The organism is Sinorhizobium sp. P24N7 (assembly GCF_042436655.1).
GTDB lineage: Bacteria > Pseudomonadota > Alphaproteobacteria > Rhizobiales > Rhizobiaceae > Sinorhizobium > Sinorhizobium meliloti_A.
Genome location: NZ_JBHMIW010000004.1, coordinates 360,981 through 376,525, shown reverse-complemented (window position 1 = coordinate 376,525; position 15,545 = coordinate 360,981). Strand labels below are relative to the sequence as shown.

17 protein-coding genes are annotated in these 15,545 nt (G+C 63.4%); 7 read left to right on the top strand and 10 right to left on the bottom strand.

Features of this window, described 5'->3' with window-relative positions; all coding sequences use genetic code 11:
* Positions 1–70 precede the first annotated feature (70 nt).
* Positions 71–853 (top strand): 1-acyl-sn-glycerol-3-phosphate acyltransferase, encoded by a 783-nt coding sequence (locus tag ACFHWW_RS09265; protein WP_127708920.1) that lies wholly within the window; start codon positions 71–73, stop codon positions 851–853.
* Between the two features lie 7 nt (positions 854–860).
* On the opposite strand, the gene ACFHWW_RS09260 is transcribed toward ACFHWW_RS09265, so the two are convergent.
* Entirely contained in the window at positions 861–1,415 is a 555-nt protein-coding gene (locus ACFHWW_RS09260; protein ID WP_379938029.1) for a gamma-glutamylcyclotransferase, read from the bottom strand.
* A gap of 304 nt (positions 1,416–1,719) precedes the next feature.
* On the opposite strand from ACFHWW_RS09260, the gene ACFHWW_RS09255 reads away from it, so the two are divergent.
* A complete protein-coding gene (locus ACFHWW_RS09255) occupies positions 1,720–2,733 on the top strand; it encodes a DUF2125 domain-containing protein (protein ID WP_379938028.1) in 1,014 nt (337 codons plus the stop codon).
* 31 nt (positions 2,734–2,764) lie between these two features.
* Here ACFHWW_RS09255 and ACFHWW_RS09250 read toward each other — a convergent pair whose 3' ends face one another.
* From ACFHWW_RS09250 to ACFHWW_RS09240, 3 genes are all read right to left on the bottom strand, one after another.
* On the bottom strand, positions 2,765–3,691 hold the full coding sequence (locus ACFHWW_RS09250; RefSeq protein WP_018096909.1) for a prephenate/arogenate dehydrogenase family protein: 927 nt from the start codon (positions 3,689–3,691) through the stop codon (positions 2,765–2,767).
* The gene (gene hisC, locus ACFHWW_RS09245) at positions 3,688–4,794 is read right to left on the bottom strand and encodes a histidinol-phosphate transaminase (protein ID WP_379938027.1); all 1,107 of its coding nucleotides are present in this window, start codon (positions 4,792–4,794) and stop codon (positions 3,688–3,690) included. Before hisC ends, ACFHWW_RS09250 begins: the two co-directional genes overlap by 4 nt.
* Positions 4,795–4,918: 124 nt before the next feature.
* Entirely contained in the window at positions 4,919–5,683 is a 765-nt protein-coding gene (locus ACFHWW_RS09240) for a class I SAM-dependent methyltransferase (RefSeq protein ID WP_100674177.1), read from the bottom strand.
* A 100-nt stretch (positions 5,684–5,783) separates the two neighbouring features.
* On the opposite strand from ACFHWW_RS09240, the gene gloB reads away from it, so the two are divergent.
* Together gloB and ACFHWW_RS09230 are read left to right on the top strand one after the other, a co-directional pair.
* Entirely contained in the window at positions 5,784–6,554 is a 771-nt protein-coding gene (gene gloB, locus ACFHWW_RS09235) for a hydroxyacylglutathione hydrolase (RefSeq protein ID WP_379938026.1), read from the top strand.
* Positions 6,555–6,995, top strand: coding sequence for a cupin domain-containing protein (locus ACFHWW_RS09230; RefSeq protein WP_379938025.1), 441 nt, complete (start codon positions 6,555–6,557; stop codon positions 6,993–6,995).
* A gap of 3 nt (positions 6,996–6,998) precedes the next feature.
* On the opposite strand, the gene ACFHWW_RS09225 is transcribed toward ACFHWW_RS09230, so the two are convergent.
* Positions 6,999–7,886, bottom strand: coding sequence for a DMT family transporter (locus tag ACFHWW_RS09225; RefSeq protein WP_379938024.1), 888 nt, complete (start codon positions 7,884–7,886; stop codon positions 6,999–7,001).
* Positions 7,887–8,050: 164 nt separating this feature from the next.
* On the bottom strand, positions 8,051–8,842 hold the full coding sequence (locus tag ACFHWW_RS09220; protein ID WP_379938067.1) for a DUF3108 domain-containing protein: 792 nt from the start codon (positions 8,840–8,842) through the stop codon (positions 8,051–8,053).
* A 412-nt stretch (positions 8,843–9,254) separates the two neighbouring features.
* Here ACFHWW_RS09220 and rpmB point away from each other — a divergent pair, with 412 nt between their 5' ends.
* Entirely contained in the window at positions 9,255–9,545 is a 291-nt protein-coding gene (gene rpmB / locus ACFHWW_RS09215; RefSeq protein ID WP_003527451.1) for a 50S ribosomal protein L28, read from the top strand.
* A 135-nt stretch (positions 9,546–9,680) separates the two neighbouring features.
* Positions 9,681–10,319, top strand: a complete 639-nt coding sequence (locus ACFHWW_RS09210; RefSeq protein WP_100674172.1) for a VUT family protein — start codon at positions 9,681–9,683, stop codon at positions 10,317–10,319.
* Between the two features lie 73 nt (positions 10,320–10,392).
* On the opposite strand, the gene ACFHWW_RS09205 is transcribed toward ACFHWW_RS09210, so the two are convergent.
* From ACFHWW_RS09205 to ACFHWW_RS09190, 4 genes are all read right to left on the bottom strand, one after another.
* A complete protein-coding gene (locus ACFHWW_RS09205; protein ID WP_379938023.1) occupies positions 10,393–11,385 on the bottom strand; it encodes an esterase-like activity of phytase family protein in 993 nt (330 codons plus the stop codon).
* A gap of 40 nt (positions 11,386–11,425) precedes the next feature.
* The gene (gene cobT / locus ACFHWW_RS09200; RefSeq protein WP_379938022.1) at positions 11,426–13,321 is read right to left on the bottom strand and encodes a cobaltochelatase subunit CobT; all 1,896 of its coding nucleotides are present in this window, start codon (positions 13,319–13,321) and stop codon (positions 11,426–11,428) included.
* 49 nt (positions 13,322–13,370) lie between these two features.
* Positions 13,371–14,366: a cobaltochelatase subunit CobS gene (gene cobS, locus ACFHWW_RS09195; RefSeq protein WP_003527456.1), complete on the bottom strand. Its 996-nt coding sequence runs from the start codon at positions 14,364–14,366 to the stop codon at positions 13,371–13,373.
* 75 nt (positions 14,367–14,441) lie between these two features.
* Positions 14,442–15,077 (bottom strand): J domain-containing protein, encoded by a 636-nt coding sequence (locus ACFHWW_RS09190; protein WP_100674170.1) that lies wholly within the window; start codon positions 15,075–15,077, stop codon positions 14,442–14,444.
* A gap of 139 nt (positions 15,078–15,216) precedes the next feature.
* Between ACFHWW_RS09190 and ACFHWW_RS09185 the strand changes: the two genes are divergently transcribed.
* Positions 15,217–15,498: a BolA family transcriptional regulator gene (locus ACFHWW_RS09185; protein ID WP_100674169.1), complete on the top strand. Its 282-nt coding sequence runs from the start codon at positions 15,217–15,219 to the stop codon at positions 15,496–15,498.
* Positions 15,499–15,545: the final 47 nt, after the last annotated feature.

Below are 15,545 nucleotides of genomic sequence, written 5' to 3'. Positions count from 1 at the left end.
CTGTTTTCCTCCGCCGCATATTCGTGTAGGCAGCGTGGCGCACCCGCACCCGCACCCGAGAGTCTGCCTGATGATCATCCTGCGTTCGATCCTCTTCAATCTGGTCTTCTACGTTAACCTGATCGTGCAGATGATCGTGCTGACGCCGTTCTATTTCCTTGTGCCGCGCAAGACGGCCTGGTTCGTGCCCAAGAACTGGGCGCGCAGCAACCATTGGCTGCTCGCGAAGATCGTCGGTACGACCTTCGAGATCGAGGGCCTCGAGAACATTCCGAAGGGCGCCTACATCTTCGCGCCGAAGCATCAGTCCTTCTGGGATGCCTATGCGCTCCTGCCTTGGCTCGACGATCCCTTCTATATTCTCAAACGGGAACTCACCTGGATACCGCTGTTCGGCTGGTACATCGTCAAGCAGCGCATGGTTCCGGTGAACCGCGCCGCGCGCGGCAAGGCGATGACTGAGGTGATGGACCGCACGAAAAACGAGATGGCGACCGGGCGTCAGTTGATCATCTATCCCGAGGGGACGCGCCGTCCGCCCGGCGCTCCGCCGGAGTACAAATACGGCATTGCCCGGCTCTATCGGGATCTCCAGGTGCCGGTGGTTCCCGTCGCGATGCATCCGGGGCTGTTCTGGCCGCGGCGCAAGTTCCTCCGTTTCCCTGGCCACTTCAAGGTGCGTGTCCTCCCGCCGATCGAGGCCGGGCTGGATCCGGACGCATTTCTGGCGAAACTGGTGGAAGTTACGGAGGCTGCGAGCGACGACCTCCTCATCGAAACCGTGCGAGCCAATCCGCACCTGCCGTTGCCGCCCACCGCCGAACAGCGGCTGCGCGAACTCGGGGCACGGTAGCCTCCCTTCAAGCCCGGACCGACGCAGCTCCGCCGGCCGTCAACTTCGCGGCAACTTCCTCCAGCCAATGGTCGCGGATACCCATTTCGCGAAGATGTTCGAGCGTGTTGAGAACGTATTCGCTGTTCGGCCCGGACTTGCCGGCGGCGACGGCGACCGTCGCGGCCGCCTCCTCCGCGCTCAACGCACCGGCATACTGGACATGGCAGCGGTCGATCACATAGGTCAGCGCGGGCACGCGGTGTCCGCTGGAAAGTTGCACCGGCATGATCCTTTCCTTGTAGACGTGCGTGACCAGCTCGCGTTCGCGCAGGTAGTCGATCACCTCCGCCTTTTGCGCAGGCGCCACGCGGAATGCCGTCCCGACGCAGGAGCCGCCGTAGTCGAGCCCGAGCACCAGGCCGGGGTGCCGTTCAGTCCCGCGGTGAACCCAGGAGCGCACGCAGAGGGATCGGCGGTAGCCGAAAGCGCGCGCCGTCAGCTTCTCCTCGAAGCGAAAGCCCGGATTCCACATCAACGACCCGTAGCCAAAGACCCAAAATTCGTCCATATCCGCTGCCATTCAATCATGCCGCCGGCCGGCCACCGAATCAGTCCACCGAATCAGTGTTCGACGCTCCTGCGGCGTACCGAAATTTTTACTGCATAATTCCTGGGACCGTACCGGTCGAAGGACAAAATTGTGCAGCAATTCTCTTGCAATCGAACTGGTCGCGCCGATAGCCCGTGTCGCGATTGCGGATGAAGGTTAGTTCGCCGCATGGGAGTCGGCCACCCGAAAGGCCGCTCCCGGCGGCAAGAGCGAGATGAGTTTCTGGTCCACCCGACCTGAAACCGTCGTGATTTAGTGTGGAGTACCCGACAACATGACTGTGACCGCCGTCGCCAAGCCATCGCCTACCGGCAGGAAGTTCTTGTGGCTGGCAGCAGGTATCGTGTTCGTGATCGGCCTTTATTCCGCCGGTTGGTTTCTCGCCGCCGACCAGATCCAAAAGCGGCTGACCGCCTATCTGACGAAGGGGCAGTCGATCGGCTTCAGCGGCGAATGCGCCGAGATGGAGGTGCGTGGCTTTCCCTTCCGCCTCGGTCTGTTCTGCGACAAGGTTCGCCTCGACGATACGCGCCGCGGCGCCTCCGCATCCTTCGGTGCCCTGCGAACGGCGGCGCAGGTCTATCAGCCCGGGCGTGCGGTCCTCGAGCTCGACGGCCCTGCCGAAATCCGTGTTTCTCCCGGCGTCACCATTTCCGCCGACTGGACGCTGCTCCGCGCAAGTGTCGCCGCGACCCTCTCCGGCATCGACCGGACCTCAGTGGCCTATGACAATCTGACCGGCACCGCGCGCTCCCCCCTGACGGGCGAGGGCCTCGGCTTCGGCGCCAGCCATGGCGAGCTCCATCTGCGCCAGAACGACGGTAACCTGGACGCGGCACTCAGCATCGAAAAGCTCGACCTGCGTCCGGACCAGGGACCCAGTCTTGCCGCACCGGCCGATGTCGCAATGGACCTGACCGTTACGGACAAGGCAGAATGGCTTCAGGCGGGTGCTTTGCCGCCCCATATGCTCCGCGGCACCAGAGGCGAGTTGCGGCAATTGACACTCGATGCGGGCTCCGGAATGAGCGCAAAACTCACCGGGCCCTTTTCGGTGAATGATCAGGGGCTGATTTCGGGGGAATTCTCTCTCACGCTTGCGAATATCGACGCCTGGCGGGAAAACTTCGTGAAGATCGCTCCGGACGAAACCGACCTGATCGACAACGTCGCCAACATGTTGAAGGCGCTTGCCGGCGGCAAGAACGAAGCGACGGTCAAACTGAACGTCCGCGACGGGACCGCCTTCCTCGCCTTCGTTCCGATCGGTATGCTGCCGGCTCTGTGAGCGACGGTCTTCGCAGCCGGCTTCCCGTAGCCTACTTCTGATCCATCGCGTGCCGGCCGAAATCGGGCATGGCGGTGTCCTGACCGGCCTGAACGATCGAGCGGCGTATCGCCCGCGTGCGGGTGAAGAGATCGAAGAGCTTGTCGCCGTCGCCCCAACGGATCGCGCGTTGCAGGGAGGCGAGATCCTCGGAGAAGCGGGCGAGCATTTCCAGGATCGCGTCCTTGTTGTGCAGGCAGACGTCGCGCCACATGGTCGGGTCCGAAGCGGCAAGGCGGGTGAAGTCACGGAACCCCGAGGCCGAGTATTTGATCACTTCGGACTCGGTCACCGTTTCCAGGTCGTCCGCGGTGCCGACAATGTTGTAGGCGATGATATGCGGGAGATGCGAAACGATCGCCAGCACCTTGTCGTGATGTTCCGGATCCATCTCGTCGACCATCGAGCCGAGCGTTTCCCAGAACAGCCTGAGCCTGGCGACCGCGTCTTCGTCCGTGCCGGCCGGCGGCGTCAGAATGCACCAGCGCCCGCGGAAGAGGCCCGCAAAGCCGGCATCCGGGCCGGAATGCTCGGTACCCGCGATCGGGTGACCGGGCACGAAATGGACGTCCTTGGACAGGTGCGGCGCCATCTGCGCGATGACCGATCCTTTGGTCGAACCGACATCGGTGACGATCGCACCCGGTTTCAGATGGGCTGCGATCTCGGCGGCGACTGCGCCGGATGCCCCCACAGGCACCGACACGATGACGAGATCCGCGCCCTCGACAGCCTCGGCCGCCGAAAGCGTGTAACGGTCGCCGAGGCCCAGCTCGCCGGCGCGCTTCAGCGTCGCTTCGCTGCGCGTCGTGACCACGATCGTACCGGCGAGCTGCTTCTCGCGAATGTCCCGGGCGATGGACGACCCGATCAGGCCGATGCCGATGAGGGCGATGGTTTCGAACTGCTGAGCCATCATTTCCGTCCCATGAATTCAGTCAGTGCCGCGACGACGCCCTCATTCGCTTCTTCCGAGCCGATCGTCATTCTCAGCGCATTGGGGAATCCGTAGGCGCCGACGGCGCGCAGGATGAAGCCGCGGCTCGTCAGATAGGCATCCGCGTCGCTGGCCGACATGCCCGCTTCCTCAGGGAAGTGGATCAGCACGAAATTGGTGACCGAGGGGGTGACGCGCAGGCCGATATCCGTCAGCGCCTGACCGACCTTTGCCAGCCAGATGTGATTGTGGTCTGCCGCCGCGGCAACGAAGGCCTGATCGCGGATCGCCGCGGCGCCGGCGGCGATCGCGGGCGCGTTGAGATTGAAGGGACCGCGGACGCGGTCCAATGCCTCCACCACGTCGCGCGGCGCGTACATCCAGCCGATGCGCAGACCGGCAAGGCCGTAGATCTTCGAAAAGGTTCGGGTCATCACCACGTTGCGGTTGGACGAAACGAGCTCCAGTCCCGCCTCGTAGTCGTTGCGCCGGACATATTCCGCATAGGCCGCATCGAGCACCAGCAGGACGCCGGCGGGCAGGCCCGCATGCAGACGCCGGACCTCCTCGACGGGGATATAGGTGCCGGTCGGATTTGCCGGATTGGCGATGAAGACGATCTTCGTCCGCTCGGTCACGGCCGCGAGTATCGCATCGACATCGACGCGCTCGTCTCTCTCCTTGACCGTGACGGGTATCCCGCCCGACGCGGTAATCTGGATCCTGTAGACGAGAAATCCGTGTTCGGTGACGATCCCCTCGTCGCCGGGGCCGAGATAGGTATGGCAGAGAAGACCGAGAAGTTCGTCCGACCCGTTGCCGCAAAGGATGTTGGCGGGGTTGAGCCCGTGAACCGCCGCGATCGCTTCCTTAAGCGCATTCGCCTGACCGTCCGGGTAGCGTTCGAGATTGAAAGCCGCCTTCTGGAAAGCCTCGATCGCGCGCGGGCTCGCGCCGAGCGGCGTTTCGTTCGACGACAGCTTGTGAACCTTGGCGACGCCGGGCGCATGTTCCTTGCCCGGCACATAGGCGGCGATGTCCAGGATGCCGGAACGCGGCGCAGGGCTTTTCAGGGCAAGATTCATCGGACCAGCTTTCACGGGAAGAATGCGGTCCAGCCAATACCGGGGACGGTGATATTTGTCGAGTGCGACGTGACGGCGGCCGGTGCGGGAGGAGGCAAAGCGGTGACGGGCGGCAGACTGCGACCTACGGCGCTTTCGTTGTCCGACTGCGCGTGCTGGGCACGCCCCGCGGCGCCAGCACCGGGACGAAGACGCGGCGCGAGGCGCGTGCGGCCACCGGCAGGCCCTGATAAAGCCGCTTCTGCGCCTCGACGATGATCACCCCCGAAAAGACCGGCCAGAGCGATCGGCCGAACCGTTCCAGACCGTGGCGCAGCCGAAGGGCAAGCTTGCGCTTCGAGGGCGGAAAGAAGAGCGCCTCCGTCGTGGCGCCCGGCGTGAAGTTGGTCTCGCGCAAGAGCGCCGTCAGCTGGCCGCGGGAATAGGGGCGCCCCGAGCCGAAGGGCGTGTGCTCCATCTGTGCCCAGACGCCGCGGCGATTCGGTACCACGATGATCAGACGTCCGCCGGGCGCCAGCACGCGCCAGATCTCCTTCATCGTTTCGCGCGGGCTTTCGGCAAATTCCAGGGAATGGACCATCAATACGCGATCGATCGAGGCATCGGGCAGCGGCAATTCCTCATCGAAGACCAGTGCCGTCGAGGACAGGTCTGCGACCGGCCAGTTCACCGCACCCTGCCCGGCCGGCATGAAGGCGAAGGTCCGCTCCGTATCGGCACGGAAGCGCTCGAGATAGGGCACCGCATAGCCGAGCCCAAGGAGCCTTTCCTCGGGCAGGCGTGCCCAGATGGAAGCAAGGGCTGAGCTGACCGACTGTTCCGCCATGCGGCCGAGCTCGGAGTGATAGAATTGGCGGAGATCGACGATATCGGTGTGCATGGGCAACATGTTAGACTCCAGGCGGTAGACTTCAAGGCGAGCCTCGCTACATTCGAACCGGGCGGGATCGCCGCTTTCCGATGCCCCACACCGATCGGAGGACCGAAACATGGCCGCGCTCGAACTCGATCTCTTTCTCTGCCGCACCGACAATTACGGTGTGCTCCTCCACGACCGGCTTAGCGGCGCTACGGCATCGATCGATGCACCGGAGGAGCAGCCGATCCTCGACGCGCTCGAACGGCGCGGATGGCAGTTGACGCATATCCTCACCACGCATCACCACGGTGACCATGTGGCTGCGAATGCCAGCCTGAAGGAACGCTTCGGCCTCACCATCATCGGGCCGAAGAACGAAGCGTCGAAGATCCCCGGCATAGACAGATCCGTGGGACATGGCGAACGCTTCGACTTCGCCGGCCATCCGGTCGATGTCATCGAAACGCCGGGGCACACCTCCGGCCACGTCTGCTACCATTTGCCCGAGGACAGGCTGCTTTTCGCCGCCGATACGCTTTTCGCGCTCGGATGCGGCCGTCTCTTCGAGGGAACGGCCGAAACGATGTGGCAATCGCTGAGCCGGCTGATGGCGCTTCCCGACGACACGGCCATCTATTTCGGCCATGAATACACCCTTGCCAATGCCCATTTCGCCGTCACGGTCGATCCGGAAAATACGGCCTTGAAGGAGCGTGCGGCCGAGATCGAGGAGACCCGCTCAGATGGCGGCTTCACCGCGCCCACGACGATGGGCCTGGAAAAGCGGACAAACCCGTTCCTGCGCGCCGGCGATCCGAAGATCCGCGCGCTGCTCGGCATGGAAAAGGCGAGCGATGCCGCCGTCTTCGCGGAAATACGAAAGCGTAAGGACAATTTTTAAATGGCGGCTCGGGAAATGACGGCGGCGGCTATCATTGAAACGCTGGGTCTCGCCCGGCACCCGGAAGGCGGCTGGTACGGGGAGACGTTCCGCGACGCCAATGGTGGCGCGCGTGGCCACTCGACGGCCATCTACTACCTTCTCGAACGGGGCGACCGTTCGCATTGGCACCGGGTCCACGATGCCGCCGAGGTCTGGCACTACTACGCCGGCGCGCCGCTCGCGCTCAGCATCGCCGAGCCGGGCAGGCCCGCTTCGCAGACCCGGCTCGGTCCCGACCTGCTCGGCGGCGAAAGACCGCAACAGGTCGTTCCCGCCGGCTGGTGGCAATCCGCCACCTCGCTTGGGGAGTGGACGCTCGTCGGTTGCACCGTCGCACCCGGCTTCGACTTCGCCGCCTTCGAAATGGCGCACCCCGATTGGCGGCCGGCTGAGGAGTGAGTTCTACTCCGCAGGCAGCGTGGCCCTGCCCTTTCGGAAGATCATATCCTTTGCCGCAAGCACGGCGCCGCCCGTCACCAGCAGGCAGGCAGCCACGATCCGCCAGGACGGCTCGGCAAAGCCGAACAGAATGAGGATCAGAGTCGAAAGCACCGGCGCCGCATAGCTCGCAACGCCCAGGAACTGGATGTCACCGTTCTTCACGCCGTAGTCCCAGGCATAGAAGGCGGCACCGACCGGCAGCAGGCCAAGCCCCGCCACGGCGAGCCACTCGAAGGTGGTTTCAGGCCACACCGTCGTTTCGAGTCCGAGATGGCAGAGGAAGGACAGAGCGGACGTCGCAAGGCAGAAACCGGTCACGACATCTGTGGATACCGCGTCGAAGCGGCGCGTGATCAGCGAATAGCCGGACCAGGTAAAGGCGCAGAGGAATGCTGCGCCGTAACCGAGTGCATAGGCTTCATCGAAGGCGATGCCGTTGCGCGCAACGATCAGGATCGTTCCGACGAGCCCCGCAAGGGCGCCTGCAACATGGTGCCAGCGAAGCTTCTCGCCCGGCAGCAGCGCCGAGCCGACAACAATGAAGAGCGGCCAGAGATAGGCGATGAGCCCCGCCTCCACGGCCGGCGCATTGCGAAGCGCCGTGAAATAAAGAAAGTGGTAGCCGAAGAGACCGGCAATGCCGATGATCCACACCCTTGCCGGCTGCTTCAGAAGTGCGAGGCGCTCGGGCTTCGACGCCAGGACGGCGATGCCGGGCAGACTGCCTATGAGAAAGCAGACGGCGGAGAGTTGGAACGGCGGCATCTTGCCGGATGCGGCAGTAAAGAGCGCCAGCAGCGACCACATGAGGATCGCGGTGAAACCGATCAGCGTTGCCTTGAACTTCATTCCCCCCCTCCGCGGCCCTGCTGATCAAACATGTAGATTTCGGCGGACGCGGCCAGCACCCCACCGAATCGCGCTGATCTATCGCGCTTAGGTGATTCCGGGAAGAGGGAGTGCGATTCTCGAGGCCCCATCAGGAAAGGGTCCTGGGAATCCCGCCGGCGGGCTCAATCGCCGAAGCGCGTCGCCGAAACCGTGACCGCTCCGATCTTCGTCGGTATGCGGGCATAGACCGGAGCATAGACGTCCACGCCGTTCGCCCTCGCGTACCAGATCTCCATCGTTCCCAGGCGGCGCAGATATTCGACGTCCTCGCGGCCCTTCCGGTACCCCGCCTTCGGTACGAAGCGGATGCCGCAGACGATCACTTCGCCCTCGAATCCCCTGGTTTTGAAGTTTCGCGTTCCCTTCGGAGACAGTCTTATGTCGAGCCGGGATTCCCCGTCGAAGATCGGCAGCGTGTTGGGGCAGACCCGTGCTTTTGCCGGAATGAGCAGACCGGAAAGCGGGTCCAGCACATTGCGCATGTCCCGGCTCGTGATCGGCACCCAGTTCTTCGGCAGTGGATTACGCTTCGGAACCATGCTCGCGCGCACGACATTGCCGTTTCGGAAGCTCACATTGATGGCCCGGCCCTTCCGGCCGCTGCGGTAGGACATGGAATATTCGCTTGCCCGGAGATGGTCGCGGTCGATTACTCCGGAGACACGCGTCTGCCCCGTGGTGCGGCTGATGATATCCACGAGGCCCGCGGAATTCAGGGTTCCCGAAATCGTGTAGCGATTCTTTTCGACCTCGGTGTGGAACGATGCGCGCGCCAAAGGCAGGCCGGCGAGCGCGATGCTGTAGTCCGTCTGATGCGAGACTTCCGCAGCAAGCGGGGCTGTGGAAAACATCATGGCGGCCAGGAGTGCCGGCGCGCGAAAACCAATGCACAACTTCATGCCCGAAAGCCCCATTCTCTGCTGCATGGCCCTGATACCGGACCGGCTCAAAACTCCATGCAGCGGTTCACAGTGTTTCAGCGACTTGCCGATCCGAAGACAGCCGGCGCATTTATGTCGCAATCCCCCGGAATGCAGGCGGTTTGCGGCATAAATGCGCCCGCTCGAAATCTGGCGCAGTCCTCATGGAAAAGATAGCGCATCGGCCGCTCTCTTGGAATGCGTCTTGCGCGCCGGAACGGCCGTGCTTATGAGTGCGGAACAGGCGAAATCGCCCCGATCGCTCGGGAATGCAAAGGTTTGACTTGACTGGCGGGCCACCTGTGACTATAGAACCGCGACTTTCCAATAATGGCCAACAGGAACGCGGCCTGGGCTCTGGGCCCGCTACCGCATTGTCCGGCGGCGATAAGAGAATAGGTGTACCATGTCCCGTAGTTGCGAATTGACCGGCAAGGGCGTCCAGTCGGGCAACAATGTCAGCCATGCCAACAACAAGACCAAGCGCAAGTTCCTGCCGAACCTGTGCAACGTCACGCTGATTTCCGATGCTCTCGGCCAGCGCTTCCGCCTGCGCGTTTCCGCTGCGGCTCTCCGCTCGGTCGAACACCGCGGCGGTCTCGACGCCTTCCTGCTGAAGGCCGACGAGAATGAGCTCAGCATGCGCGCCCGCCTGCTGCGTCGTCAGATCGTCAAGAAGGCTGCCGAAGCCGCCTGATAGCGCCGGTACTTCTGCCGATATCTTGAAGAGGCTTGCGGGTTTGCCCGGCAAGCCTTTTTCTCGTGTCGTCCATCGCCGCGCAAGCACCTGCCTGCGCATCCGTCAACTGGTGGCATAACCCAGGATAAAAAAATGCTGATCAACCGTACGTTCTACCTTTATGTGGCGCTGATGACCTTCGTGGTCGTGGCGTCGAACTTCCTCGTCCAGTATCCGCTCCCCGGTTCGATCGCCGGGATGCAACTGGGCGACCTCCTGACCTGGGGCGCCTTCAGCTATCCCTTCGCCTTCCTCGTCACAGACCTGACCAATCGCCAGTTCGGGCCGCGAATCGCGCGCCGCGTCGTCGTTGCCGGCTTCGCCGTCGCCGTCATGCTCTCCGTTCTCGCCGCGACGCCGCGCATCGCGATCGCCTCCGGTTCAGCCTTCCTGCTCGGCCAGCTTCTCGATATCTCGATCTTCAACCGGCTCAGGCGCCAGACCTGGTGGCAGGCGCCGCTCGCGGGCTCGCTGATCGGTTCGGCCCTCGATACGGCGATGTTCTTCTCTTTCGCCTTCGCCCCGTTCTTCGTGTTCTTGGGTGCGAATGACGGCTTTGCGCTGGAAACCGCGCCCGTTCTCGGCCTGCTCAGCGTCGACGCCCCCCGCTGGGTTTCCTGGGCGCTCGGCGATCTCGCGGTGAAGATCCTCTGCGGTATCGTCCTGCTGCTTCCCTATGGCGCACTGATGAGCGTCGTCAAACCCATGCCGGCGGCAAAAGCAACCGCCTGAAACCCTCAGAGCACTTCCGCATGCGGAAGTGCGTGGTTCAAAGCATTGGAGCGGCGGGGCATTCGGCCCCGTTTCACTTGATCAGCCGGAACTCGAGCATCAGGTTTCGCTCGAGGATCGAGTGGTTGTCATCCGAGACCAGGATCAGCCGGATCTCGCCGTCAGGCCACGAGATGACGTCGAGCGCCTCCATATTGTCGATCTGATAGCTCATGTCCGCTTCGAGCATGACGTCGCCGTCGACCACGGCGCCAGGTCGGATTTTCCCCGCGGCGATACGGCGAACACGCATGCCGAGACCGGAGGCGAAATTGAATCGCCGCTCGAGGAGAAGCAGGTCGCCATCCGGCAGAAAGGCGCCGTCGGTTACCGAATAGGGATCCGCGCGCACGACCGTGAAGGCGCCTTTCATCGGCCCCTCCAATATCCCCGCAAAAAGATTGTCCGCCTTGTCGACGCTGCGCTCGGAGACGACCACGGCCGCGCCGCGAAGCGGGCCGTTCTTCGGCGCGATCGCGATCGTCTCGATGCCGCCATTGCTGCGCAGCTCTTCGACGGAGAACGGCAGGGTCATCTGCCCCAGGGGACGCGCCTCGGCGAAGCCGGGAAAAGGATAGATTTCGATGCGTGGCGACTGCTCGAAGCTGACGATCGCCTGACCTTCGCGCAGGGCCAGCCCTTCGGAATCGACGCGCCATTTCTCGAGCTGCGCTTCGCCCGTCGCGTCGGTCATCGGCGTGACCTTGAGATCGGTCAGCCCTTCGAGCCCGCCGGCATCGTCGCGGATGACGGCCCCCTCGACCCAATGGCCGGTGTCCATCACCGCGACGAAGGACTGGCCGTCCGGCAGAAACCGGATCGCCGACAGCGCACCGAACAAAGGGTTGGCCGACGTCATCTCGATGCCGCCCATGAACTTGAGCGCGCCGAAGACCGTTTGACCAGAGCCGACCTTGAACTGAGATATCTGCCGGCTCTTGACCGGAACGATCTCGCGCGCCGGCTCCGCGCGCGCGACAGCAGCCGAAATCAGCAGGAAAAGCACGGCAATGTTTCGGCAGAACATCTGAAGAATGACCTTACGGGTGGCCGCGGCCGGAAATCCGTTAACCGGCGCGACGTGCTCCGCCCGGGCGGCGGCGCATGCTCTCGTCCTCGAAGAGCGCCGCAAGCTGATCCGTCATCGCCCCCGCCAGTTCGTCCGCATCGACGATGGTCACGGCGCGGCGATAGTAGCGTGTGACGTCATGGCCGATGCCGATCGCAAGCAGTTCGACCGGCGAGCGCGTCTCGATCTGCTCGATAACGGCGCGCAGATGCCGCTCGAGGTAATTTCCGGGGTTGACCGAAAGGGTGGAATCGTCGACGGGCGCTCCGTCCGAGATCATCATCAGGATGCGTCGCTGCTCGGACCGCGCCAGAAGACGATCATGCGCCCACATCAGCGCCTCGCCGTCGATGTTTTCCTTGAGCAGTCCCTCGCGCATCATCAGGCCGAGATTACGGCGCGCTCGACGCCAGGGCGCGTCGGCGGACTTGTAGATGATGTGACGCAGGTCGTTGAGGCGGCCCGGCGATTGAGGCTTGCCGCCGGCAAGCCATTTCTCGCGCGATTGTCCGCCCTTCCACGCCTTGGTTGTGAAACCCAGGATTTCGACCTTCACGCCGCAGCGCTCCAGCGTGCGCGCAAGAATATCGGCGCAGGTCGCGGCGACGGTGATCGGGCGGCCGCGCATCGAACCGGAATTGTCGATCAGGAGCGTGACGACCGTGTCGCGGAAGTTCGTGTCCTTCTCGCGTTTGAAGGAGAGCGGCTGCATCGGATCGATGATGATGCGCTGCAGGCGGGCGGAGTCGAGATAGCCCTCTTCGAGATCGAACTCCCAGGAGCGGTTCTGCTGTGCCATCAGGCGGCGCTGCAGGCGGTTTGCGAGGCGTCCGACCGCGCCCTGGAGATGGGCGAGCTGCTTGTCGAGAAAGGCGCGCAACCGATCGAGTTCCGCCTCGTCGCAGAGCTCCTCGGAGGCGATGGTTTCGTCGAACTCCCGGGTATAGACGGAATAATCGGCCTTCTCGTTGAAATCCGCGAAGGGATGGTTCGGCCGCTTCACCTCGCCGGGCGTTTCGCTGTCCTCGTCGCTCTCGTCCTGGAGATCGTCGTCGGAAATTTCCGCGCCATCCATCTCGCCTTCTTCCATCTGCTCCTCGGCAGACTGGTTTTCGTCGGCGGGCGCGGCGTCGGAGCCTTCTTCCTCGTCGCTGGCGTTTTCGTCCTGCTCCTGGCTGCGCGGCTGGTCCTCGTCGGTCTCGCTCTCCTGCTCGTCCGGCTCGTTATCGTCCTCGCCGTATTTCTCGGCGACATCCATAGAGGACAGCATGTCGCGCACGACGCGGGCGAAAGCCTGCTGGTCGTTGATCGTACCCGCCAGATTGCGCATGTCGGGACCGGCCTTCTGCTCGATGAAGTCGCGCCAGAGGTCGAGGACCTGACCAGCCGACTCCGGCGGCTTCTCCCCGGTCAATTTCTCGCGCACGAGCAGTGCCACCGCCTCTTCGAGCGGCGCGTCCGCTTGAACGTCGATGGCAGCGAAATTCGCCTTGCTGTATTTCTCCTCGAGCATGGAGGAGAGGTTGCCCGCCACGCCCGGCATCCTGAGTGCGCCGATCGCCTCGACGCGCGCCTGCTCGACCGCATCGAAGATCGCCCGCGCGTCCGCCCCTTGCGGCGACATCGTCGCATGGACCCGAGCATCGTGGCAGGCCTTGCGCAGCGCCATGGAATCGCCGAGGCCGCGCGCCACCGCCAGTTCCTGGCGGGTCGGGCGCTTGGAGAGCTCCGGCAGCCGGATGCGTTCGGCTGTCATTCCGGGCCGCTCATTGGCGAAAGCGACCTCCAGCTCCGCATCGCCGGCGATCGACCGGATGCAGCCGGAAAGCGCCCGCTTGAACGGTTCGGCGGCGTTTTCCCTCGTAGTCGGTTTCGCCTTGGAATTCGAACTCACGACAATTCCTTCTTCAACCGGATCGGCCGTTATGCGAGCACATCGATTTTCAGGCGGTCGCTTCCAGCACGATGTTGGCAGCGCTCTCCTTGAGTTCGACGCCGAAGGCGCGCTGATAATGCTCGGCGACCAGCGCCCGCTCCAGCTCGTCGCACTTGTTGAGGAAAGTCACGCGGAACGCAAAGGCGATGTCGCCGAAGATATAGGCGTTCTCGGCCCAGGTGATGACTGTACGCGGGCTCATGACGGTCGACAGGTCGCCGTTGATAAAGGCGGCACGGGTCAGGTCGGCGACGCGAACCATCTTGGAGACCGTTTCGCGGCCCTTGTCGGCGACGAAACCCTTGACCTTGGCGGAAACGATATCGACTTCCTTGTCGTGCGGCAGATAATTGAGCGCCGTCACGATCGACCAGCGGTCCATCTGGGCCTGGTTGATCTGCTGCGTACCGTGATAGAGGCCGGTCGTGTCGCCGAGACCGACGGTGTTTGCCGTCGCAAACAATCGGAAGGCCGGGTGCGGGCGGATGACGCGGCTCTGGTCGAGCAGCGTCAGGCGGCCGGAGGACTCCAGCACGCGCTGGATCACGAACATGACGTCCGGCCGGCCGGCATCATATTCGTCGAAGACGAGCGCGACATTGTGCTGATAGGCCCAGGGCAGAATGCCGTCCTTGAACTCGGTCACCTGAAGCCCGTCCTTGACGACGATCGCGTCCTTGCCGACGAGATCGATGCGGCTGACATGGCTGTCGAGGTTGACGCGCACGCATGGCCAGTTGAGCCGCGCCGCGACCTGCTCGATATGGGTCGACTTGCCGGTGCCGTGATAACCGGAAACCATCACGCGCCGGTTGTGGGCGAAGCCGGCGAGAATGGCGAGCGTCGTCTCGCGATCGAAGAGGTAGTCCGGGTCGATTTCGGGCACATAGGCATCGCCCTTCGAATAGGCCGGAACGCGCAAATCCGTGTCGATGCCGAAAGCCTCCCGGACAGAGACCGTCGTGTCGGGGAGGTTGGAAATGTCGAGGTCAATCTTGCTCATCATAACTCCAGAGCGGACGCCCGCCGGCACCCGCGCATTCGCCTGCAGATAGTGCTTCTGTCATAATCCGGGTTGTTAGCAGAAACCAGCCTGTTTTAACAATTGGTAGGCTTGAATAACCGCCCGGAAGCGGTCTTCCGATCCCCTGTCTCCGCCATTTGCGTCGGGGTGGTGCTTCTTGACGAGCTCCTTGTATGCCGCCTTGATGTCGGCGGTCGTCGCCGAGGCCGCAAGGCCCAGCGTCTCGAAGGCCTTCGCCTCGAGCGTCTTCAGCTTGCGCAGGCGCGGCTCGTGCCGTGCCTGTCGGGCGCGCGCCTCGTTGAAAAATCCGAAAGGATCTCGCATGCGCGCCTGTGCGCCGGCGGAGCCGGAACGCGTCTGCGACTGTGTCGGGCCGTTGCGGGCGCTCTTGTTGACGCCGACCGTCCAGGTCGGACGATGGCCGGTCACCGCTTCCTTCTGGTAGCGGGCGATCTCCGTGTCGGAGAGGCCGGAAAAATAATTGTAGCCCTTGTTGTACTCCTTCACATGCTCGAAGCAGAACATGAAATACTCGCCCTCGGCATTGCGCCCGACGGGAGCCCGATGGACCGCCGTCTTGTCGCAGCCATCCCATTGGCACACCGGCGCGGACGGCTCCACGCGCGCTTGACCCCGGGGGCGCGTTCGGATGCGGTCGAAATATTTTGAATCGAGCTTCATGACGCACATTATGGGGTTTGCAGAGGGCCACAACAAGAATTGACAAAACGGAATGTTGCTGGCTTTGTGCGGGCATTTTGCATTGCGCGGATGATGCTGCCGCCTGGCTCCAGCCCCCGCAACAAAACAGGGAAATGGGACTGAAAATATGTCGCTGCAACGCCGCATCGAAGAGAAGCTCGTGGAAGCCTTCCATCCCGAGCGGCTGATGGTGATCAATGAGAGCGGTCAGCATGCCGGTCACCAGCCGGAATTCGACGGCGGCGGCGAAACGCATATGCGCGTCCGCATCGTTTCGAGCGCCTTTACCGGCATGAGCCGTGTGGCGCGCCATCGCGCAATAAACGATCTGCTGAAGCCGGAGCTCGATGCCGGCCTCCATGCTTTGGCGGTGGAACCCGCAGCGCCGGGGGAACCGACGCGGTGGTGAAGTGCAAAAGGCAGAGGGTGCGTCGCTGAGCCGCCGTTGCGCACGTC

What these genes read in the sequence shown, in the direction of transcription:
- ACFHWW_RS09240 (WP_100674177.1), bottom strand. Translation starts at nt 5,683, where the DNA reads ATGTTGCCCATGCACACCGATATCGTCGATCTCCGCCAATTCTATCAC.
- ACFHWW_RS09225 (WP_379938024.1), bottom strand. Translation starts at nt 7,886, where the DNA reads ATGAAGTTCAAGGCAACGCTGATCGGTTTCACCGCGATCCTCATGTGG.
- ACFHWW_RS09230 (WP_379938025.1), top strand. Translation starts at nt 6,555, where the DNA reads ATGGCGGCTCGGGAAATGACGGCGGCGGCTATCATTGAAACGCTGGGT.
- ACFHWW_RS09190 (WP_100674170.1), bottom strand. Translation starts at nt 15,077, where the DNA reads ATGTGCGTCATGAAGCTCGATTCAAAATATTTCGACCGCATCCGAACG.
- cobS (WP_003527456.1), bottom strand. Translation starts at nt 14,366, where the DNA reads ATGAGCAAGATTGACCTCGACATTTCCAACCTCCCCGACACGACGGTC.
- ACFHWW_RS09220 (WP_379938067.1), bottom strand. Translation starts at nt 8,842, where the DNA reads ATGGGGCTTTCGGGCATGAAGTTGTGCATTGGTTTTCGCGCGCCGGCA.
- hisC (WP_379938027.1), bottom strand. Translation starts at nt 4,794, where the DNA reads ATGAATCTTGCCCTGAAAAGCCCTGCGCCGCGTTCCGGCATCCTGGAC.
- rpmB (WP_003527451.1), top strand. Translation starts at nt 9,255, where the DNA reads ATGTCCCGTAGTTGCGAATTGACCGGCAAGGGCGTCCAGTCGGGCAAC.
- ACFHWW_RS09210 (WP_100674172.1), top strand. Translation starts at nt 9,681, where the DNA reads ATGCTGATCAACCGTACGTTCTACCTTTATGTGGCGCTGATGACCTTC.
- ACFHWW_RS09250 (WP_018096909.1), bottom strand. Translation starts at nt 3,691, where the DNA reads ATGATGGCTCAGCAGTTCGAAACCATCGCCCTCATCGGCATCGGCCTG.
- gloB (WP_379938026.1), top strand. Translation starts at nt 5,784, where the DNA reads ATGGCCGCGCTCGAACTCGATCTCTTTCTCTGCCGCACCGACAATTAC.
- ACFHWW_RS09260 (WP_379938029.1), bottom strand. Translation starts at nt 1,415, where the DNA reads ATGGCAGCGGATATGGACGAATTTTGGGTCTTTGGCTACGGGTCGTTG.
- ACFHWW_RS09205 (WP_379938023.1), bottom strand. Translation starts at nt 11,385, where the DNA reads ATGTTCTGCCGAAACATTGCCGTGCTTTTCCTGCTGATTTCGGCTGCT.
- ACFHWW_RS09185 (WP_100674169.1), top strand. Translation starts at nt 15,217, where the DNA reads ATGTCGCTGCAACGCCGCATCGAAGAGAAGCTCGTGGAAGCCTTCCAT.
- ACFHWW_RS09265 (WP_127708920.1), top strand. Translation starts at nt 71, where the DNA reads ATGATCATCCTGCGTTCGATCCTCTTCAATCTGGTCTTCTACGTTAAC.
- ACFHWW_RS09255 (WP_379938028.1), top strand. Translation starts at nt 1,720, where the DNA reads ATGACTGTGACCGCCGTCGCCAAGCCATCGCCTACCGGCAGGAAGTTC.